This window comes from Flagellimonas sp., from assembly GCF_965233845.1.
Taxonomy (GTDB): domain Bacteria; phylum Bacteroidota; class Bacteroidia; order Flavobacteriales; family Flavobacteriaceae; genus Flagellimonas.
Genome location: NZ_OZ247584.1, coordinates 3,626,997 through 3,646,919, shown reverse-complemented (window position 1 = coordinate 3,646,919; position 19,923 = coordinate 3,626,997). Strand labels below are relative to the sequence as shown.

Below are 19,923 nucleotides of genomic sequence, written 5' to 3'. Positions count from 1 at the left end.
TTGTGGCAGTTTTTTTATAATTTTAATTGATCAAATGAGCAAGATAGAAGAGCTTTTCAATGCGGTAAGAAATGGCGATAAGGTTGCCGTTTCCGCATTGTTGAAAAATGACCTAACCCTCTTGGAAACCAAAGATGAAAGGGGGTCTACCCCATTAATTTTGGCCACATACTACAATCAAAAGGAAATTACAGAATTACTTTTGGCCCAAGGCGCCAGTATAGATGCCACGGATGGATCGGGCAACACCGCCTTATTGGGCGTTTGTTTTAAAGGATATACGGATTTAGCTGAACTGCTGATCAAATCGGGCGCCAATGTGGACCATGTAAATAGCATGGGAGCCACTGGCCTAATTTATGCCGTTACCTTTAATAGATTGGATATGGCACAATTGCTTATCCAATATGGAGCCAATATTGACGTTAAAGATGGAAGGGGAAACACTGCATTGGATCAAGCCAAAATGCAGGAAAATGAAGATTTGATAAAATTATTGGAATCAAAAACTTAGTCAATGCCATATGGATTCAAAGGAACAGCTTAACCTCATCAAACGGATAAAGGCCTTGGCAGAAGCTGGCTTGGTGTTTACCCAGGACGACTACGATAAGGAACGTTATGAGGAACTTAAGAACATCAGTTTAAAATTGATGGCATTTGTTGCTGATGAACCCATGGAAGTAATGCAGGACTTTTTTATGCCCCAGCAGGATTATCCCACGCCCAAGGTAGATGTTAGGGGTTTTGTCTTGAATGAAAAGGACGAAATTTTGATGGCCAAGGAAAGTGTGGATGGTAAATGGACCATTCCCGGAGGTTGGGCCGATATTGGTATTACCCCGTCCGAAATTGCCGTCAAGGAAATTGAGGAAGAGACTGGGTTAAAGACAGAGGTTGTTCGCTTTTTGGGTGTTTACGATAAGCAGGTACACCCCCATCCTCCAGAACCTTACTACATCTATAAACTGATATTTCTGTGTAGAATAACAGGCGGAGAGCTACAGGCGGGATTTGACATGCTTGATGCTGGGTTTTTTCCTCTGGATCAACTCCCAGAGCTTTCACAGGAGCGCATTTTGGAAAGCCAGTTAAAACATCTCTTCCAACTGGCAAAATCTTCGCAAACCGATGTTTATTTTGATTGACACTTATGTCTGAAAAGCTAAAAGTAGCCCTGATCCAGACGCCGTTGCATTGGGAAAATCCCGAGGCCAATAGGACGATGTTGAGCCAAAAAATTGAAACAATCCAAGATAATTTGGACCTCATTGTGCTACCGGAGATGTTTACATCGGGCTTTACCATGTCTCCCCAAAACATACACCCCTCAGAAGGAACCAAAACGATAAGTTGGATGCAGGATTTGGCCAAAATGTCTAATGCTGCAGTTATGGGAAGTTTGGTTTTCCATGAAAACTATCAAAACTACAATCGGTTGATTTTTGCGCACCCTGATGGGCACATGTATCAATACGACAAAAAACACACCTTTACTTTGGCAGGAGAGGACAAAGTGTATACCGCAGGAACTGAGCGATTGGTGATAGACTTCAAGGGATTTCGTATTTGTCCTTTGATATGTTACGATCTTCGTTTTCCGGTTTGGGCACGAAATACGGAAGCCTATGACGTTTTAATCTATGTAGCTAATTGGCCCAAGCCAAGAATTACAGCTTGGGACGCCCTGCTAAAAGCACGCGCCATAGAGAATATGTCATACTGCATTGGGGTTAATCGCATAGGAGTGGATGATCTAGGTTACGAATATTCTGGACATTCCGGTGTGTATGATGTGCTTGGAAATACTTTGGCGTTTTCCGAAAAGGAAGAAATCCTCTATGTGGAGTTGGAGAGAGAACACATTGCAACCTATAGAAACAAACTTAAATTCTTGGAAGACCGAGACAATTTTAGTTTGAAATAATAAAGGTCTGTTCCAATTCCCAATTGGCGCGAACGTCAATGGGATCAGGATAGTAGCTGACTCTTTCAGGTTGAATCTTCTTCAGATAACTACCGGTGTCCCATTTGCCATTTCCATTGTCATCAAAAATCACTCTAATGTTGTACTGCCCTGGATCCAAGTTTTTGAATTCGAAAGTCTTGGGCTGCTCTGCAAAAAGTTCCCGTAGCATATTGCCGCGGTCGTCGGTCAATTGGGCAATCATGGGGTAACGAACGGCCCCACCTACATTCAAACGCAGGTTTCCATAATCAGCGTAGCTTCCCGTTGAAAATCGGTAATTGAGGGTATCGTTCTGGATACCAAAAAAATCTGTGATGGCACCGGGCATGATTTCAAAGGAATAGTTTTGGTTGGGTTCCAAGGCAAAATCAAAATCCACCTTGTTCTTGATGGAGTCCAAGGAATAAGTAAATGGCGCATTGATGGAATCACTTATAAATAGTGCAATCTGATTGGAATCCAAAGCAGCTATGGGTGTACTGGCCAATATGCTAAACGTATCCTCAAAATTGAATTGGCGGCCAATGGAAGTGCTAAGTTTGAGCGAATCCAAGGGCAAATTTCTTGTTTTTACCGTAAAAGTGTCCACCTTTTGCATCTTTTCATTGCTTACGGTAAATATGATGGAGTCCAAATCCGTGGGAGTGATCCAAAAATCCAAAGTGTCTTTTTCGCGATCCTTCAGAATCAGGGTTTGGACGGAATCGGCAAGTTCGGTTAAACTCTCAATTTTGATATCCCTGTGATCCCCTTGATAACCAAATAGGATATGGTTTTTGGCGACATAACTCGGCACGGAAGCACTGTAATCCGGTTCTTCCAAAAATAGGTTCAACAGATAAACGGAATCTGTGGGTACAGTAATGGTATGGTATAGAAAGCCAATTTTATCCTGCCGTTGGTTAAACATGTTGTTCTTGTTTACATCTTTGACGGCCACAAGAGCATATTTTCCAGCCTTTAGATTTTTCAGTTCAAAAAAGGGAAGACTGTCCAACGTATTGGTGATGTAATTTGGCACTGTTTTATAAATGGTGGAATCGGTATAGGCGGTATCAATCTCATACAACATAACGCTTACAAACTGATCGGCCCTTCGGTTAAAGGCGTCCTTTACAGCTCCAGAAAGAGAAAGGGAATCAATATAGGTGCCGGTAGAGAAAACATAGGATAGAAAACTGTTGGGGTTTCCTTCATTGTTGTCCACTATACTTTGACCAAAGTTCAACGTATAGGTGGTATTTTCCTGAAGGGTGTCCTTTATAATCACCTCGATGTACTTATTTGCTCCTCCCAAAGGTCTGATTTCTGGGGGGTATTTAAGAGGTGGGGACACGATCAATTGGTTTTGTACATCCTCCAATTTGATGAGCTCATCAAAGTACAGACGGATTTTATCAGCCTTGAATTCCGTGGTAAAATTCTCCGGTTCGGTGCGTATTAATTGGGGCGGAGTCAAATCTTTGGGTCCCCCGGACGGATTGCCTCGTTTTGCACAGTGCCAAAGGGCCATAACCATCAGCAACAAAAAAGAAAGACTCAATAGTTTTTTAAGGTACCGCATCTAAAACTAGTGTGGGACAAAGAAACAACTAATTTGAAAAAGGAAAACACGCCTTAATAAATTTTAACCTCTAGGGAACCACGGCCATGCTCAGCACCGATATTTTAATTGGCCCCATTTTGGATAGGGTTTGGGCACAGGCTTCCAAAGTGGCTCCCGTAGTAATCACATCGTCAACCAGAAGCACATGTTTTATGGATTCCTTGGCCTTGGGTGTCAACTGAAAAACATCTTTGGTGTTCTCCCAGCGGAGCTGCCTGTCCTTTTTTGTTTGGGTTTTGGTGTTGATGCTTCTGACCAAGATATCGTCCCTGTATCTGGCATTGATGGAAGCTGCTATTTTCTCCGCAAAGAGTGCTACTTGGTTGTACCCCCTTTTCTTTTGTTTTTTGACATGCAAGGGAACGGGAACCACGGCATCAACATCCTTCAAAGTAGATTCATGTTGAACGATAGAGCCATACCACTCGCCTAAAAACGCACCAATTTGCTCTTGATTTTTGTACTTTAAGTGGTGCAAGATGTTCTTGACAATACCATTTTTCTGGAAAAACATAAAGGAAGCCGCTTTATTTATAGGGATTCGTCCATAAAAAATGCGGTCTACTGGGTTTTCATCGCCAAAGTTGTAATCGGTGAGTGGCACCTCATGTCGACAAACGGTACATAACACGCTTTCTCCTCTGGATAAATGCGCATTACATCCAAAACATACCATTGGCAATAGTATGTTGTGAATCTCGTTTAGTATCTTAGCCAACCTTTTAGGGATCAAATCTTATACGCGTTATAGTAGCCAATTAACCTCATGGATGCCCAAGATAACAATTTCAACTACAAGATTATCTTTGCTGCACTGCTTGCAGTAATCGTGGGTATTCTCATAGCTTTTTACTATAGCTATGCACAATCCAAGAACCAAATGAACTTTTTGGAACAGGAAAAGTCACTTTTGGTCAAAGATCTTACTTTGATGAAAGCTGAGGTGGACCGTCTATCTGGATTGAATGAAGTGAGTGAAATTGAACTGCAGACTTCTCGTTTCCGAGTACAACAATTATTGGATTCCGTAGGTCGGTTGAATTTTAGCATTATGAAGCTGAAAGAAACCCGAAAGGAACTGCGAATGTTGGAAGTCAAATTTGATAGCCTAAAACTCAAGAACAATTTCCTTCGCTATAACAATAGCTTATTGGCCGATAGGTACGAAGAGACCCAAAAACAGTTGGACGAACTTCGTGGCAGGGCCAGCAACATGGAAAAAGCCGAATCGCTTTTGCGGGAGACCAATAGGGAGCTTGCACGGGAACTTAAAATCAAAAGCTACCTAAAACTTCAGGATGCCGAAGGCAGTGGATTCCGACTTAGGGCCGGAAGACCGTTAAAGACCAATAAGGCCTCTACCATAGAAAAATTAAGGGGCTGTGTCACCGTAACCGCTGATCCCAACGAAACGGGGAACGTTAGGGTGTTGTACCTTCAGTTCCTTGATCCCAATATGTCCATTATTGAGGATAATGCCAATACCATTTCAGTCAGTGGTAACACCTACAGCAAAAAAGTAGAGATTCCGTATACGGGAAAAGAGATCAGTATTTGTGATGCCATCACCGTTCCTGAAGGCTCACTTTCCGAAGGAATTTATACCCTTAACGTGTTTGAGGACGAAAGACTTCTGGCCTCTGCCGAATTTCAGTTGAAATAACCCTTGTTTTTTAGGTAAAGTTCTATTTTTGCCGCATGGCAAAACAAGAAGACGTTTTTAAGAAGGTAATCTCCCATGCCAAGGAGTATGGGTATGTGTTCCAATCCAGTGAGATTTATGATGGCCTGAGTGCGGTATATGACTATGCACAAAATGGGGTTGAGTTAAAAAAGAACATTAGGGAGTACTGGTGGCAGGCCATGGTACAGCTCAATGATAACATTGTGGGTATTGATGCCGCCATTTTTATGCACCCCACTACCTGGAAGGCTTCTGGGCACGTAGATGCCTTCAACGATCCCTTGATTGACAACAAAGATTCCAAAAAAAGATACCGTGCAGATGTTTTGGTAGAGGAGCACAGGGAGAAGATAAATGACAAAATTCTTAAGGATGTCAACAAAGCCAAAAAGCGTTTTGGAGATGCCTTTGATGAGCAGCAATTCAGGGAAACCAACCCTAATGTGTTACGTCGTCAAAAAGAAATAGATGAAATAAGTGCCCGACTGGCTGAGGTTCAGGAAAAGGGAGACCTAGAGGGTTTCAAGCAACTGATCTTGGATTTGGGCATTGTTTGCCCCGTTTCAGGTTCCAAAAATTGGACAGATGTAAAGCAGTTCAACTTAATGTTCGGCACCAAATTGGGAGCTTCTGCAGATTCTGCCATGGACCTGTACCTAAGACCAGAGACCGCCCAGGGGATTTTTGTGAACTTCCTCAACGTGCAAAAAACTGGACGGATGAAGATTCCTTTTGGGATTGCCCAAACAGGAAAGGCCTTTAGAAATGAGATTGTAGCCCGTCAGTTCATTTTCCGAATGCGGGAGTTTGAACAAATGGAAATGCAGTATTTCATCAAGCCGGGAACCCAACAGGAGTGGTATGACAAATGGAAGGAAAAAAGATTGAGATGGCATCTTTCCCTGGGTATGGGTGAGGAGAACTATCGTTTCCATGATCATGACAAACTGGCCCACTATGCGGATGCTGCTGCTGATATCGAATTCAAATTCCCATTTGGTTTCAAAGAGTTGGAAGGAATCCACTCCCGTACAGATTTTGATTTGAGCCAACACGAAGAATACTCAGGTAAAAAATTACAGTACTTCGACCCGGAGGAAAACAAAAGTTATGTCCCCTATGTGTTGGAAACTTCCATTGGATTGGACCGTATGTTCCTGGCCGTGTTCTCCAACTCACTCCAGGAAGAGGAACTGGAAAATGGAACAACCAGAACAGTACTCAAAATCCCTGCAGTTTTGGCTCCCACCAAAGCTGCAGTATTACCGCTGTTGAAGCGCGATGGCCTGCCTGAAGTTGCCCATAAGTTGATAGATGAACTTAAATGGGACTTTAATGTAATCTATGACGAAAAAGATGCCGTAGGCCGTCGTTACAGAAGACAGGATGCCGCGGGAACACCTTTCTGTGTTACGGTAGATCACCAAACTTTGGAAGACGATACGGTGACCATCCGCCATAGGGATACCATGGAACAACAACGGGTAAAACTATCCGAGGTTAAGGAGATCATCTCCAAGGAGGTGGACATGCGCTACTGGTTGCAGAAAATCTAAATTGAAAACCGTACCGTCAGATTCGGAAGTCTGATCGAGGGGTCAGGTCGAGCGCAGTCGAGACCTATTTGAACAATTGGATTTCTAAGACCTCTCGTAAGAGCCTGTCTGCCGACAAAGGTAGGCTCGAAGAGACTTCATTTTAATTAAAAAAGACCTGTTATCTCCCCGTCGTCGTTCACGTCAATTCCCTCGGAAGAAGGTGTTGCAGGTAATCCGGGCATACGCATGATGTCTCCCGTTATGGGAACCAAAAAGCCGGCACCGACCGCAATTTCAATTTCTCTCACGGTGATGATAAAATCTTTGGGCCTACCTAGAAGTTGGGGATTGTCCGATAAGGATTTTTGGGTCTTGGCAATGCACACTGGCAGCTGGTCCAGGCCCAGGTTGGCAATTTTCCGCAGATGTGCTTTGGCCCGGGGGGTATAATCCACATGCTCTGCACCGTAAATTTCAGTGGCAATGGTTGCTATTTTGTCCATGACAGGGGAACTCCAATCGTAAAGAGGTTTAAAGTCAGATGCTTTGGATTCCACCACATCAATAACATGTTGTGCCAGTGCTTCGGCACCTTCTCCTCCTTTGGCCCAAACCTCGGCCAAAGCCACACCTATGCCTTTGGATTCGGCTAACTCCTTGATCACCGCAATTTCTTCGTCCGTATCGGTCACGAATTTATTAATGGCAATCACTGGCACCACATTGAATTTGGCGATGTTTTCCAAATGTTTTTCCAAGTTGGGCAATCCTTTTTTCAGGGCTTCCACATTGGGTTCCGTCAATGATTTTAGGTCTGCGCCCCCATGGTATTTTAAGGCCCTGATGGTTGCGGTAAGCACAACGGCCTTTGGTTTCAATCCTGCACTTTGGCACTTAATGTCAAAGAATTTTTCCGCACCAAGATCAAAACCAAAACCAGCTTCGGTCACGGTGTATTCCGAGTGCGACATACCCATTCGTGTTGCAATGACCGAATTGGTGCCTTGGGCAATATTGGCAAAAGGTCCGCCATGGATAATGGCCGGATTTCCTTCCATAGTCTGGACCAAATTGGGTTTGATAGCGTCTTTGAGCAAGGCCGTCATGGCACCTTCGGCTTTCAAATCCTTGGCGTAAATAGGCTCTTTATCAAAAGTATAGCCCACAAAAATGTTCCCCAATCGCTTTTTGAGGTCGCTAAGGTTTTCCGCCAGGCAAAGAATAGCCATGATTTCGGAAGCTGCGGTAATATCAAATCCCGTTTCCCGAGGCACCCCAGAAGTAGTTCCCCCCAGACCTACAATGATGTCCCGCAGCGCACGATCGTTCATATCCATTACCCGTTTCCATCCTATGGTTCGGGGATCAATGCGCAGAGATCGGGTCTTGCTTTGGATGTTGTTGTCTATGACCGCCGCCAAGAGGTTATGCGCTTTTTCAATGGCCGCAAAATCCCCAGTAAAGTGAAGATTGATGTCCTCCATGGGCAATACTTGGGAATACCCACCTCCCGTGGCCCCTCCTTTAATGCCAAATACCGGTCCCAAAGACGGTTCCCTAAGCACAACAGTAGTCTTTTTGCCCAAACGGTTTAATCCCTCTGTAAGCCCAATGGACATGGTAGTTTTCCCCTCTCCGGCCGGAGTTGGGGAAATGGCGGAGACCAAGATGAGGTTACTCTGTTCCACTTTTGCTTTATCAATGGCTTGTAAGGGGAGTTTGGCCTTGTATTTCCCATACATTTCAATGTTGTTTGGATCCACTCCAAATTTTTCGGCAATGCTGGAAATAGGTTGTAGGGTAACGCCTTTGGCGATTTCCAAATCGGTCATAGCTAGCTGTTTTTCGTTAGTCAGGCAAACGGAAAGGTGTTCCTATTTGCGTTTTACAAGATACTATAAACATAGAAGAAAATAGGAAGCTTCAATGGCTTAAAAGAAAGATTAATTCTCAGTGTGAAAACAGAGTTTTATGATTTCGATCTCTGAAAAAGATGAGGTGCCCGTCAGTAAATACATCGATTTTGATAATTCCATAAATTCCTTATTTTTAAATAGTTAGATTGATGGCTTTGATTCGAACTTTACTCGTTCTTCTTTTGTTGTGTTCATATGGCGTTCAGGGCCAACTTTCGTTTGAGGAAAGTGCGGCGGCTTTGGGCGTGGATCGCACCTATGGTTTCAGCTTTTATGGCGGGGGACTTTCTTTCCATGATTTTGATGGGGATGGATGGGATGATATCACCTATTCTTCCACCTTGGACCAGCAGTTGTACTTTTTCAAAAACAATGGAGGAACTTTTTCCGAAGTTGACCTCGGCATAGATAATACCTACGAGACCAAACAGGTACTGTGGGTGGACTATGACAATGATGGCGACAAGGATTTCTTGGCTACCAGCATCACAGGCCTGAACAAGTTTTACGTGAATGACGGAAACATGAACTTTACGGATGTGTCTGAAACCTGTGGTCTTTTCACCGACAACCTCTACACCTACGGGGCTACATTTGGTGACATTGATAACGATGGGGACCTGGATGTATTTATCTCCAACAGGGATGAGACCACCTTTGACCAGCACAACTACCTTTATGTCAATGAAAATGGGGTATTTATTGATATAACCGAATCGGCTGGGATTGTTTTGGACAACGAACTTTCGTTCTGTGCCTCCTTTTTTGATTACGATAACGATGGCTTGCAGGACATTTATGTGGCCAATGATAAGATCAACAACATCAACCGCTTGTACCGCAATCGGGGCAACCTAACCTTTGAGGATGTTTCCATCTCCAGTGGGGCGGGAATTGCCATAGATGCCATGTCCACCACCATTGAAGATTACAATTACGATGGTTGGTTGGATATTTATGTTACCAATACCTCTGCGGGGAACTACCATTTACGGAACAATGGCGATGGCACCTTTACCAATGTGGCTACGGAATTGGGAACCGTTTTTTTCAGCATTGCCTGGGGCGCTGTTTTCTTGGATGCTGATAATGATACCGATCTTGATCTATACGTAAGCGGTATGCGGGTAGGCGAAAATGAACAATTGCCCTCGGCCTTTTATGAAAATATCGGAGGGACTTTTGAGATTCCCGAAGGCATCGGTTTTGAGAACGACAACCGTATCAGTTTTGCCAATGCCAAAGGCGATGTGGACAATGATGGCTATCCGGATATTATTGTGCTCAACGATACGGAGGACAACTTCCTTTGGAAGAATACCACTACTAATAATAACAACTGGCTTAAGGTAAAGTTGGAAGGCACCACCAGCAACAAGGAGGGGATTGGCAGCACCATTGAGGTCTTTGCCAATGGCATGCCCCAGTACCGATATACGGTTTGCGGTGAAGGCTATTTGGGGCAAAACTCCAGTTATGAATTTTTTGGTTTGGGAGATGCCACAGCCATAGACTACGTTCAAGTAAAATGGTTGAGCGGCATTGTGGACCGGATTGAAAATGTGGACATCAACCAGGCTATGACCGTGGTGGAAGGGAGCAATGCCATTGAACAGGAGGAAGAAGACCCTGTTGAAGAAGAACTTCCACAAAATGATCCCATAGAAGAAGAGGATAATGAGGAATTGGCCTTTGAAGAACTATCCGAGGAGCCCCCGTGCAAAGGTCGACCCTTGGTCATTTTACCCAACCCTTCCACGGACAGATTGGTAGACCTCTGTGCCGATTTTGGTGGATCCTTTGCCGTTGCCCATGTGTTTAGCATGAGCGGGGTTAAACTGAAAAGCCAGACCATTGCTGCCACCGCGCCTATGTTGGATTTGGCAGGACTCCCCAGCGGACTCTATTTGATTAAATTGGAAGTGGGGAATAAAGTGGTGGAGACCAAGCACATTAGGCTTTAGCCTTTTGGGCTCGTTTTTCCTGTTTTTGTTTAAAGTAAGCTTTGTCAGCTAAAAAATGGGGTTGTACTATTTCAGCTTTTCCGGATTATTGTCCAGTTTTTTGGTTTCGGAACCCACTCTGCGTTCCAGTTTTTTCACGTCTTCTTCCGCTGGGAGTTCTTCTGGTTTAATACCTCTTTGCAGCATGATTTTGCGAACAGACCTATTGTTGGTTATGTGTTCGGCTGAAATCTGTCTTTCACTTTCAAGGTTTTTGTCTTTGGTGTTGAAAACGGTTATTTCAGTGGCAAAATCCTTGGCCTTGATGGTTATAGTGGGTAGAAAATCGGCCAAAGCCCTATTTTTTGGAACCCCAAGTTTGTCCTTCATTTGTTGGGTGCTTTTCCCGAACAACGCTTGATCTCCTTTGCTTCGAATGATTCCAAAGTTTTTATTGTTTCCGGTTTGTTCATAGATAAGCTCTGATAGTTCTTTTTCGGATAAACTGAGCTTTTGCCTGGCTTGCAAACGCTCCCAATCTTTGATGCGTTGCTCAATGACCTCCAATTTTCTGGTCTGGATGGCAAAGTAGTTCTGAGCGAATGCAATTTGTTCCTTGCGGGAATCTCCGTTTTGGGCAATGAGGTAACAGGCATAACGGGTGAGCATGATATCATTGATTTCCCTTTCGCTGCCAGAGCCGAGTTGCACCATTTTCCCGACGTCAGCAAAATGGTCCGGAATGTCATTTCCTGCTGCTTCGCAGGACATTTTTGCCTTGTTGATTACTTTGTTAAAGTTGTCCCATTTGGTGTATCCCAAAAGGTGTTGCAAGTCCCTTGCAAACCAAAACTCAATGCCATTCTCCGTGGTTTGGGAGTGGCCCTCAAAATTGTTGGACAGTGATTTGATTACTTCTGCTTTCATGTTGCCATTTGATTAGGTTAATAGATTTGGGGATGCCACGGGCCCATACAAGATAGCAAAAGAAGGGGGCACTAATTAAAACCTTCGCTGAAAATTAAAAAGCTACTAATTAGTAGTGGTGAGGGAATTTTCACATTAGTACATTAGCTGTATGCTAAAAGAGTCCCAAATTGAACAATTGAATAATTTGATAAAAGATGGTTACGGATCCGCCGAGCGTATGGCGCAGAAGTTGGACGAGCTTGTTTTTATGTTACACTATCTGGAGGAAGAGGTTTTTACCCCGCGAGAGATTCGAAGTTCGGCAGATTTGCTACGGGCGTTGGGAGAGGTTTTGAGGTAATCAAACCATAATGAGCTTAACCATTGTCACAAATCATTATTCATACGTAGGTCAATCAATTTCAAATAGCGTTGTTTATTTTTTCCACTCAAAATCGTTTCCGCCACTCTTCTTTTGTCTTGGGTAGACTTGTAATAATTCTCAAAAGATTTACCCCGGATGTTCATATGGTAATTTAGGTAACGTTCAGTGAACTTATAATATTCAAGACTTTTGGAATTCCATTGGTGCATGTTATATTCTTGGAAAATATTCGAATAGAACTTATCGGATTCTGGATTTTTAATAAGGCTTTCCACTTGATCGGGAAAGTTTTGCTCGAACCAGTTTAAATATTTGTTCAAATGCCCCAGATAAATTTCAGAGTAAACATAATTGTCGAAACTGTTCTCTGTTTTGATGTTGTTCCGATCAACCGCTTTCAGATCTAAATCCCTCTCAATGAGCATTTGCTCCCAATAGGTCTTATAGTCAGATTTTACATCATAATCCAATTTGCCTTTGCCGATTCTATTTGAGTTTAAATAAAAGTCCCTCAATTTGACTTGCAAAGCACCAGAGTTATCCGGACTACTTATAGAATCGATACTTTTAGTTTCCGTCCAATTTATGTTGATGGTCTCCTCATTTGAAATGTAAAAAGTAGGAATCGATGTGAAGAATTTTTCACAATTTCCAAAAAAATAGGTTTGTGGTGCTGTGCTATATATTTGATAGGTAAATGGTTTGAATTTTTCCGTTGAAATTGAAACCAATTTTGAGTTTAGATTATGTCTTTTGAATTTAAACGCTCCATTTTTTGAAATTGCCGTTGAATCGATGGTGAAATTCTCGTTCAAGTTGTCAAAATGATCAATTTCATTTAGATAAACTGTCCCTGATTCAGCTGAATTAATTTTCCCATAAATTATTGTTCCCTTTTTATTAGTTTTTGTATTACAGGACAAAATGGTTGCCACTAAAAATAATATGAGGTACAGGCTTCTCATTAGTTGGTTTGTAACTGGTTTATAACGATGTAAGATGCATCTTTACATTCCAAATATAGGTTATAGACACTGTAGAACGTGATGGATATCTGTATCAAATGGGATTCTTTAACTAAAAAGACACCTGAAACTCCACCACTTCACTCGCCTTAAACCCTATTCGATGTGCCATAATTTCCAGTTGGGTGCCATTTTCCACGATAAAGGGGCCATTATAAACGTGCCATGGAGAGGGAATACTATCTTGTACTATGGTTCGGTAGCCAATACTGGCTCCGTGGGTGGGGCATTCTAGGCTAATTTCGCTGTCCACTTGGAGCACCACAGGCTTTTGGGTCACAGGTTGTTCCTCTGCACCTTGCCAAAGCTGGGCGATCAGCTCCCGTTCGGGTAGGTTGGGATGGTCGCCAATCTCGGTTAGCCAACGGTCCATTTCTGTACTTAGCTCCTGGAGTTTTTGGGTATATTCGGGTTGGCCCGCCAAGTTGTTGATCTCATGGGGGTCGTTTGCGCAATCGTAGAGTTCTTCTTTGGGCTTGCTTTCCGCAAACCAAATGGACTGCACTTCGTTGAGGGTTCCATTGTCCCGCATACGCAAGAGTTCCTGCATGCTTGGGATGCGCTCCCGGTACTGGTTGGGCAAGTAGTTACCCTGTTGGGGTCTGTAGTTTCGTACATATTTATAGCGGTTGTCACGCACCGCGCGGATGGCGTCGGTTACGCCGTCAAATCGGTCTGCCGCTCCGTGGATGTATTGTCTTTGCTGCTCATCTCCCAAAAAAGTTTGGCCTTGCAAATAATCGGGTGGGGTTTGTCCGGCCATGCTGAGTACCGTAGGTACAAAATCTATAAAACTTATCAGTTGGTCGTCTATGGTTCCGGCCTTCTTTTTGTCCGGGAAACGCACGATCATGGGTACGTTCAGCCCGGAATCATACACCAATCTTTTTTGTCGTGGTAAAGGCCCGCCATGATCGGCATAGAAAAAGATGATGGTGTTGTCCATAAGTCCGTCTTCCTCCAATTGACCCAAAATTTTGCCTACCTGACGATCCATCAGGGCAATGTTGTTGTACATTTTCCAAAGGTCGCGGCGCACCACTTCGGTGTCGGGCAAATAGGGTGGAATGGGGAATGGAGTGTCCTTGGGGATGACTTCTTCCCTTTCGTAAGGTTCAAAAAGCCCAGATTCATGGGTGACCCCAAGATTAAAAATGGAGTAAAAAGGCTGCCCAGGAGCTCGGTTTCTCCAGTGGCCATCTTTGCCATTTTGATCCCAAGCGGTCACGGGCGCTTTAAATTGATAATCGTTTTTGGCATTGTTGGTACAGAAGTAGCCCACATTTCGCAATTGTTCACTCAGCATTCTTACCTCCGCAGGGGGAACGGCTTCGTAGGCTGGTAATCCAGTTACTTCGGTATAGGAATGGGTGCGCATATGGCTGGCCCCAATACTTGTAGGGTACATGCCCGTTGCTATGGCCGCCCGGCTGGGCGCACAAACCCCAGATGGGGAAAAGAGGTGGGTATAACGAATCCCTTCGGAAGCCAATTTGCTGAGGTTGGGGGTTACCACGGTAGAATCCCCAAAAGGTGGGATATAAGGCCCCATATCCTCCACCACCAACCACAAAATATTGGGTGGAGGGGTAGTTGCTTCGGTCTTGTCCTTAGGTTTGGTATTGCAGGCCCATATCAAGATCAAAATAAATAGGGTCAGCGAGCTTTTTAATCGTAATAGCATGATGCAACGGGGTTAGATATCCAAATATAACTTTTAGGTTCAACAATGTAAGATTTTATCCACTGGTGCGGACAAAGCCGACTGGGGAACACTTGGCAACGAACATTTTAGTATCTTGTTAGAAATCAATTGCTTGTTCTAACCCATCAAACCCAACAATCATGAAAGCCAAAGTGTTTTGCTTCCTTATTTTTCTTCTGGTTCAGTTTCAATTTAGCAATGCCCAAGAAGAGGTATATGAATTCCGAACTTACGAGTTGGAGTTTTTTAAATCTTCGGATGTGCTGCATAATTATTTTAAGGATGCCCTTATCCCGGCCCTCAACCGACAAGGAATCCAAAATGTTGGGGCTTTTGAAGAAGCTGGGGATGCTTTGCCCAAGAAGATCTATTTGTTGGTGGCCTATGCCAACATCCAGACGTTTCAAGATAGCCAGGATGCCCTGGCTCAAGACGAACAATACAAGAAAGATGCCCATGATTATTTGGTAGCGGGAGATGCCGTACCCTACAAACGAATTTCCACGAGCTTGATTCGATCCTCCACAGGCTTTCCCAATTTGGTGAAACCCGATGACACATCCAACCTTTTTGAGTTGCGAATTTATACCAGTGCCAATGAGGATGATCTGCGACGCAAAGTAAAGATGTTCAATGATGCCGAGTTTCCCATTTTTGCGGATGCAGGGCTCCCCATGGTGTTCTTTGGGGTAAATATGGCGGGGGGACAGATGCCTTGTTTGACCTATATGCTGGCCTTAAAGGATAAGGAAGCCCATGCCGAAGGCTGGTCCAAGTTTATTGCTCACCCCGAATGGCAACGAATCATAAAAGTGGAGGAATATGCCAATTCGATGAGCGATATTATCCGGGTGTTTTTAAAACCGCTACCGTATTCCCAACTCTAGACCGATGCGGGGACACAAAGCGAAGCAAAAAAGTCCCTATAAATTAGGGTTTTTTGTGTTTAAGGCGAAGCCTGGTCACCCCATTCAATCCGCAAACAAGATTGTCCTTGCTTTTAGTCGAAAGGCAACAGGTCGGGTTCCACATACTTTTTCTTGGCTTCTTTGGAGTTAAAAATGTCCATGGAATAATGTGCCCCCAGCAACTCCTTAAAACCGTTCTTGAGTTGGGGAAACTCCAACATAAAATCTGGAAAATTGTCCGAATTGGATGTACCCATGAAATGACTGACCATCTTTACCGAAGCTACCGTTAGCGTAACATTGTATTTATCCGTTGCCCCAAGATGTTGCACATAGGTGCCAAGCTGGGCACAAACATTTCCAATGGCGGTTTCGAGACCGTATTTTTTAATATGGATCCATGCCAACCGCAAATGGGCTTCATGATTAAATTGGGAAGGAGGTACTTCACAATTCCCAAAGACTATTTCAAATTCATTATCCGATAGCTCAGTATTCATAATTGTATGTTGCAATTAGAATACAAAGCAAGGAACAAAGCCGTTCTTTCCCGTTTACATTTGTTGAGAAAACTGTTTTCTGGCCCTACTCAATTGCGTAGGCGTGATGCCCAGATAGTTGGCAATGTGGTAATGCGGGATTCGATTGAGCAATCCGGGATAATCTTTTAAGAATCGTTTGTATTTTTCCAGGGAGGTCAAGTTTAAAAGTGACACCAACCGTGACTGCAACTGATGGTTCAGTTTCTGAAACTCTCTGGTAATGATCTCCGTAATTTCCCTGTCCTTGTTCACATAGGACATCACTTCGGCATAGTTGGCAATGGAGATTTGACAGTCCTCCATGGCCTGAATGGACATGGTCATTTGGGTGTTGGGCAAAAAACTCCCCACTACCATATCGCCTTCTTGGTAAAAATGCGTGGTAATCTCATCACCTTCACTATCGTACACAAACCCCCGGAGCACTCCCTTTTCAATCTTGCCAATCTTCACACACAACTTTCCATGCTCCAGAAAATAGGCTTCTTTTTTTAGGAATTCGGTGCTATGTAAGGAATCGCTTAAATTCATTTTGAACCGGCTTAGGCGGTTCATAAAATTAGAAAAGATACCCCAATCGGACACCTCCATACACATTGCGGCCGTTACCTGGATAAAAATAACGCGGTGGTGCACCTCCAAAACTAGAGGCGTTGATCAAAACACTTTGGGCATAGTTGGTATCAAAAAGATTGTTGACCCCTGCATTTAATCCCAAGGAAAGGTGGTTAGACAGACTGGTCTGATAGGCAAGTTTTGCATGCAAAACGTTGAAGGATTCGCTGTTGAGTGAGTTGCTGTCCCTTAGCGGAATCTCATCCACAAATTGATGCGTCAGATTGAGTTGCAGACCATTGGCATGCTGCAGATCTAAGCCAGAGCTAATGCGATGTTTGGGCACCCCGGTCAATGGATTTCCCGAATAATCGTTGTCCTCATCCACAAAATCCACAAAACTATGATCGTTAAGGGTATAGCTTATGTAGGGAGAGAGTTGTAGGCCTTCACAAAGTGGCAGTACATATTTAGCATCCAGTTCCAAACCTTGATGGCGGGTTTCCCCTGCATTCCTTCCAATAAACTGATCCTCTCCTGTGCGCTGTGCCACCAACAGATTGTTGATGTTCATTCTATAGAGCGCAAAGTTGAAGTAGAGTTTGGGCTTTAAAAAAGTGAGCTTGCCACCCAATTCATAGTTCATACCGGTTTCCTGGGCAATATCAGGATTGATGACACCGTTTGGCGTCAAGGTTTCCTCCAAACTGGGATTGGAAAATCCTCGACTCACATTGGCATATAACCATCCTTTTTTCAATTGGTACTTTAATCCCAAACTGGGCAACAAAATGGCATCAAAATCCCTTTCGGCGGAAGTATTGGCAGCTCCCGTATTGAATAAATCCCTGAAATCGTAATTTGTGCTGTTGAGGTTCAGGCCCGCTTGGGCATACAAAGCATTGGATAGGGGAAGGGTAAAGGTGCCAAACAGGTTCAATTGATCACGGAATTCACGGTTTTGGCTTAAACGATCTCCTTGCAGACTCCCATTGCCGTTGTTGTCCCCGAAAAGGTTTTGAAAAGTACCCCAATGATATTCGTCCTTGTACAGTTCAAGGCCAAAACTATATTCACCAGTGAACAGATTTCCTCCCTGAAACTGGCTTCGCAATCCAAAACCATTGGTGAATTCGTCCAGAATATTGAAGGGCCGTGGCTCGTAATGATCCAGATAGGTGTAAAAAATGCTGGTGGTGTTCCTGAAATTTTCGGTAAACTCTTGGGTATAGGAGAGGCCTATCAAAGAATATTTGTTGGCCTCAAAACCTTGAGCGGCCAACCAATTTCCGGCAGCACGGGTGGGGTCTTCATCAAAATCACTTTGGTTGATGGAACTTGGAATCTGGGCCGTATAGTCAATGTAGTTTATCAAAATGCCCAAACTACTTTTGGTGCTGAGATTTATCTCTGATGCCAACAAAAACCCGTCACGTTCAAAGTTGTTGTTCTGCCGGTACCCATCTGTTTTAAAATGATTGTAGCTAAAGCTAAGCTCCAATTTTTCATCCGCATGCTGAAAAATTAGATTGTCCTTGACCATGCTGTAAGATCCAACAGTGAAGCTGTTGGTCAATCGGGTTTCATTTTCAAAAGCTGATTTGGTATCCAACAAAATGGCTCCGCCCAAATTGGCCCCGAATGAGGTGCCTTTGGGTCCTTTGATAACCTCCATGGAACCTAAATTTTCAAAATCGAAAGCTTCAATGGTAGAGGAACCTGTACCGTTGGTCACGGGAATGCCGTTAAAATATAAGCGAAGCTTGTCTGTCCCGAACAAGGTCCGGGCACCTACCCCACGAATGGTAATTCGGTTGGTGTTCAAAGCTCCTGATAGGATATACACCCCGGATACCTGGTTAATTGCGGAAGCAATATCGATAGGATTGAATTTTTCAAAAGTGGAAGGCCCCAAGGTGGATGATTCCGTAATACCAACGGCTCGTTTGGCAACCACATCTTCCAGCAGTATGATTTCATCCAATTGGGTAATGGAATCCTGTGGGGTCTGTTGGGCACTGGCGGTAATTGCCAGAAGACCGAGGAGGAGCGAAGGAATTTTTTTCATGAATGGGCTGAGTTGAAATAGCGATTGATGATTTTACTTTTTTAGGGTGATGGTCTTTCCCTTTTTGGCACTTTTCCGCGCCGCATCCAAGATTTCCATGACCACCAGGTTGTTTTCTATGGAGTACAAATTATGGCGTGGCAGCTTGATTTTATTTCGGACTACAGCTTCAAGTAATGCAAACGGGTCGTTGTAGGGAGTTGGACGTTCTTCCAAAATTAGGGTCTCTTCCGTATAGCCATCATAGCCTTCCGCCATGCGGATGCGAAGGGTGTTTCGGTTATCGGCATAGATGGCTCCTGTTAGTCCGTAAACTTCCATGTCCTTGCGTCCCATGGGCCAGTTCCAAGAAGGTTCCAAAATGGCCTGGGCATCGTCATAGGTAAGGATAATGGTAGCATCGTCATCCACTTTGGGATTGTTTTCGGGTTGTAGCTGTTGGGTCACTGCGGTAACGGTATTGGGTCGTTCCCCGTTGCGAAGCCACGTCATAAGATTGGCTCCATAACAACCAAAATCCATAATAGCACCACCGCCATTTTCCACGGGATCAAACAACCAATCCAGAAATTCTTGGTTGATCCCCAATTTGGCCGGACCCCTGTGGCCATCACGTACGATGACTTTTCTTAAATCGCCCACCTTTCCCTGTTCCAGCAGTTCCTTGGCCTTGTGGTTGGTTGGATACCAAGTAGTTTCATAATTGGTGAGAAGTTGGATGTTATGCTTTTGGGCCAAAGCTGCCATTTTTTTGGCATGGTCCAAGCTCACTGCCATGGGTTTCTCCACCATCACATGAATGCCTTTGGGCGCGCAGACCTGTACCACCTCTAAATGATTATAGATTGTTCCGAAGGCAGTTACAGCCTCTGGTTGTGTGGCAGCAATCATCTCTTCCAAAGTGTCAAACACCAAATCCATGGAATAGCCATATTGGTCGGCATACCGTTGGGCCAAGTCCTTGTTGGGTTCTACCATACCCACTAATTGGATATCACCTTTGTCTTCCCTTCCCAAAATCCAGTGCACATGGGTATGGGTAAGACCTGCTACCCCAACCCTTAAGGGTTGTTCTTGGGCAAACGAGGAGGAAAAAGACAATAAAATGGAAAAGATAAAAACAAGTGTAGTACGGAGCATGGGTTGTATTGGACTTTGATCTTATAAAAA

General features: G+C 43.9%; 18 protein-coding genes. 8 read left to right on the top strand and 10 right to left on the bottom strand.

All coding sequences use genetic code 11. The features are described 5' to 3' along the window. Positions 1–34: 34 nt before the first annotated feature. From ACO6S0_RS16225 to ACO6S0_RS16215, 3 genes are read left to right on the top strand one after another with little or no spacing between them, the layout of a single operon-like run. Positions 35–514, top strand: coding sequence for an ankyrin repeat domain-containing protein (locus ACO6S0_RS16225; protein ID WP_422349358.1), 480 nt, complete (start codon positions 35–37; stop codon positions 512–514). A 10-nt stretch (positions 515–524) separates the two neighbouring features. Further along, entirely contained in the window at positions 525–1,148 is a 624-nt protein-coding gene (locus ACO6S0_RS16220) for an NUDIX hydrolase (protein ID WP_422349357.1), read from the top strand. A gap of 5 nt (positions 1,149–1,153) precedes the next feature. Then, a complete protein-coding gene (locus ACO6S0_RS16215) occupies positions 1,154–1,927 on the top strand; it encodes an amidohydrolase (RefSeq protein WP_422349356.1) in 774 nt (257 codons plus the stop codon). Here the strand turns inward: ACO6S0_RS16215 and ACO6S0_RS16210 are convergent. Together ACO6S0_RS16210 and ACO6S0_RS16205 are read right to left on the bottom strand one after the other, a co-directional pair. After that, the gene (locus tag ACO6S0_RS16210) at positions 1,914–3,533 is read right to left on the bottom strand and encodes an Ig-like domain-containing protein (RefSeq protein WP_422349355.1); all 1,620 of its coding nucleotides are present in this window, start codon (positions 3,531–3,533) and stop codon (positions 1,914–1,916) included. The two genes, ACO6S0_RS16215 and ACO6S0_RS16210, sit on opposite strands and share 14 nt — an antisense overlap. Positions 3,534–3,603: 70 nt before the next feature. Further along, the gene (locus tag ACO6S0_RS16205; RefSeq protein ID WP_422349354.1) at positions 3,604–4,293 is read right to left on the bottom strand and encodes a ComF family protein; all 690 of its coding nucleotides are present in this window, start codon (positions 4,291–4,293) and stop codon (positions 3,604–3,606) included. A 48-nt stretch (positions 4,294–4,341) separates the two neighbouring features. Here ACO6S0_RS16205 and ACO6S0_RS16200 point away from each other — a divergent pair, with 48 nt between their 5' ends. Both ACO6S0_RS16200 and ACO6S0_RS16195 read left to right on the top strand, forming a co-directional pair. Further along, the gene (locus tag ACO6S0_RS16200) at positions 4,342–5,238 is read left to right on the top strand and encodes a hypothetical protein (RefSeq protein WP_422349353.1); all 897 of its coding nucleotides are present in this window, start codon (positions 4,342–4,344) and stop codon (positions 5,236–5,238) included. A 35-nt stretch (positions 5,239–5,273) separates the two neighbouring features. Next, complete coding sequence (locus ACO6S0_RS16195) at positions 5,274–6,815, top strand: glycine--tRNA ligase (protein WP_422349352.1); 1,542 nt, start codon at positions 5,274–5,276, stop codon at positions 6,813–6,815. Positions 6,816–6,961: 146 nt separating this feature from the next. On the opposite strand, the gene ACO6S0_RS16190 is transcribed toward ACO6S0_RS16195, so the two are convergent. Then, positions 6,962–8,629, bottom strand: coding sequence for a formate--tetrahydrofolate ligase (locus ACO6S0_RS16190; protein WP_422349351.1), 1,668 nt, complete (start codon positions 8,627–8,629; stop codon positions 6,962–6,964). 233 nt (positions 8,630–8,862) lie between these two features. Between ACO6S0_RS16190 and ACO6S0_RS16185 the strand changes: the two genes are divergently transcribed. After that, positions 8,863–10,677: an FG-GAP-like repeat-containing protein gene (locus ACO6S0_RS16185; RefSeq protein WP_422349350.1), complete on the top strand. Its 1,815-nt coding sequence runs from the start codon at positions 8,863–8,865 to the stop codon at positions 10,675–10,677. Positions 10,678–10,743: 66 nt separating this feature from the next. Here the strand turns inward: ACO6S0_RS16185 and dinD are convergent, their stop codons facing one another. Then, entirely contained in the window at positions 10,744–11,583 is an 840-nt protein-coding gene (gene dinD, locus ACO6S0_RS16180; protein WP_422349349.1) for a DNA damage-inducible protein D, read from the bottom strand. A gap of 178 nt (positions 11,584–11,761) precedes the next feature. Between dinD and ACO6S0_RS16175 the strand changes: the two genes are divergently transcribed. After that, positions 11,762–11,926, top strand: coding sequence for a hypothetical protein (locus tag ACO6S0_RS16175; RefSeq protein WP_422349348.1), 165 nt, complete (start codon positions 11,762–11,764; stop codon positions 11,924–11,926). A gap of 26 nt (positions 11,927–11,952) precedes the next feature. On the opposite strand, the gene ACO6S0_RS16170 is transcribed toward ACO6S0_RS16175, so the two are convergent. Together ACO6S0_RS16170 and ACO6S0_RS16165 are read right to left on the bottom strand one after the other, a co-directional pair. Then, positions 11,953–12,915 carry a hypothetical protein gene (locus ACO6S0_RS16170; RefSeq protein ID WP_422349347.1) on the bottom strand — a complete coding sequence of 321 codons (963 nt, stop codon included), beginning with the start codon at positions 12,913–12,915 and terminating at the stop codon, positions 11,953–11,955. Positions 12,916–13,027: 112 nt separating this feature from the next. After that, positions 13,028–14,659 (bottom strand): sulfatase, encoded by a 1,632-nt coding sequence (locus tag ACO6S0_RS16165; RefSeq protein ID WP_422349346.1) that lies wholly within the window; start codon positions 14,657–14,659, stop codon positions 13,028–13,030. Positions 14,660–14,820: 161 nt separating this feature from the next. Between ACO6S0_RS16165 and ACO6S0_RS16160 the strand changes: the two genes are divergently transcribed. Next, a complete protein-coding gene (locus ACO6S0_RS16160) occupies positions 14,821–15,567 on the top strand; it encodes an NIPSNAP family protein (RefSeq protein WP_422349345.1) in 747 nt (248 codons plus the stop codon). Positions 15,568–15,680: 113 nt separating this feature from the next. Here the strand turns inward: ACO6S0_RS16160 and ACO6S0_RS16155 are convergent, their stop codons facing one another. From ACO6S0_RS16155 to ACO6S0_RS16140, 4 genes are read right to left on the bottom strand one after another with little or no spacing between them, the layout of a single operon-like run. Further along, the gene (locus ACO6S0_RS16155) at positions 15,681–16,088 is read right to left on the bottom strand and encodes a hypothetical protein (RefSeq protein WP_422349344.1); all 408 of its coding nucleotides are present in this window, start codon (positions 16,086–16,088) and stop codon (positions 15,681–15,683) included. 54 nt (positions 16,089–16,142) lie between these two features. Then, positions 16,143–16,661: a Crp/Fnr family transcriptional regulator gene (locus tag ACO6S0_RS16150; protein ID WP_422349343.1), complete on the bottom strand. Its 519-nt coding sequence runs from the start codon at positions 16,659–16,661 to the stop codon at positions 16,143–16,145. A 28-nt stretch (positions 16,662–16,689) separates the two neighbouring features. Continuing rightward, positions 16,690–18,753: a TonB-dependent receptor family protein gene (locus ACO6S0_RS16145; protein ID WP_422349342.1), complete on the bottom strand. Its 2,064-nt coding sequence runs from the start codon at positions 18,751–18,753 to the stop codon at positions 16,690–16,692. 33 nt (positions 18,754–18,786) lie between these two features. Further along, positions 18,787–19,893, bottom strand: coding sequence for a Gfo/Idh/MocA family protein (locus ACO6S0_RS16140; RefSeq protein WP_422349341.1), 1,107 nt, complete (start codon positions 19,891–19,893; stop codon positions 18,787–18,789). Positions 19,894–19,923 lie beyond the last annotated feature (30 nt).

What these genes read in the sequence shown, in the direction of transcription:
- ACO6S0_RS16225 (WP_422349358.1), top strand. Translation starts at nt 35, where the DNA reads ATGAGCAAGATAGAAGAGCTTTTCAATGCGGTAAGAAATGGCGATAAG.
- ACO6S0_RS16220 (WP_422349357.1), top strand. Translation starts at nt 525, where the DNA reads ATGGATTCAAAGGAACAGCTTAACCTCATCAAACGGATAAAGGCCTTG.
- ACO6S0_RS16215 (WP_422349356.1), top strand. Translation starts at nt 1,154, where the DNA reads ATGTCTGAAAAGCTAAAAGTAGCCCTGATCCAGACGCCGTTGCATTGG.
- ACO6S0_RS16210 (WP_422349355.1), bottom strand. Translation starts at nt 3,533, where the DNA reads ATGCGGTACCTTAAAAAACTATTGAGTCTTTCTTTTTTGTTGCTGATG.
- ACO6S0_RS16200 (WP_422349353.1), top strand. Translation starts at nt 4,342, where the DNA reads ATGGATGCCCAAGATAACAATTTCAACTACAAGATTATCTTTGCTGCA.
- ACO6S0_RS16195 (WP_422349352.1), top strand. Translation starts at nt 5,274, where the DNA reads ATGGCAAAACAAGAAGACGTTTTTAAGAAGGTAATCTCCCATGCCAAG.
- ACO6S0_RS16190 (WP_422349351.1), bottom strand. Translation starts at nt 8,629, where the DNA reads ATGACCGATTTGGAAATCGCCAAAGGCGTTACCCTACAACCTATTTCC.
- ACO6S0_RS16185 (WP_422349350.1), top strand. Translation starts at nt 8,863, where the DNA reads ATGGCTTTGATTCGAACTTTACTCGTTCTTCTTTTGTTGTGTTCATAT.
- dinD (WP_422349349.1), bottom strand. Translation starts at nt 11,583, where the DNA reads ATGAAAGCAGAAGTAATCAAATCACTGTCCAACAATTTTGAGGGCCAC.
- ACO6S0_RS16170 (WP_422349347.1), bottom strand. Translation starts at nt 12,915, where the DNA reads ATGAGAAGCCTGTACCTCATATTATTTTTAGTGGCAACCATTTTGTCC.
- ACO6S0_RS16165 (WP_422349346.1), bottom strand. Translation starts at nt 14,659, where the DNA reads ATGCTATTACGATTAAAAAGCTCGCTGACCCTATTTATTTTGATCTTG.
- ACO6S0_RS16160 (WP_422349345.1), top strand. Translation starts at nt 14,821, where the DNA reads ATGAAAGCCAAAGTGTTTTGCTTCCTTATTTTTCTTCTGGTTCAGTTT.
- ACO6S0_RS16155 (WP_422349344.1), bottom strand. Translation starts at nt 16,088, where the DNA reads ATGAATACTGAGCTATCGGATAATGAATTTGAAATAGTCTTTGGGAAT.
- ACO6S0_RS16150 (WP_422349343.1), bottom strand. Translation starts at nt 16,661, where the DNA reads ATGAATTTAAGCGATTCCTTACATAGCACCGAATTCCTAAAAAAAGAA.
- ACO6S0_RS16145 (WP_422349342.1), bottom strand. Translation starts at nt 18,753, where the DNA reads ATGAAAAAAATTCCTTCGCTCCTCCTCGGTCTTCTGGCAATTACCGCC.
- ACO6S0_RS16140 (WP_422349341.1), bottom strand. Translation starts at nt 19,893, where the DNA reads ATGCTCCGTACTACACTTGTTTTTATCTTTTCCATTTTATTGTCTTTT.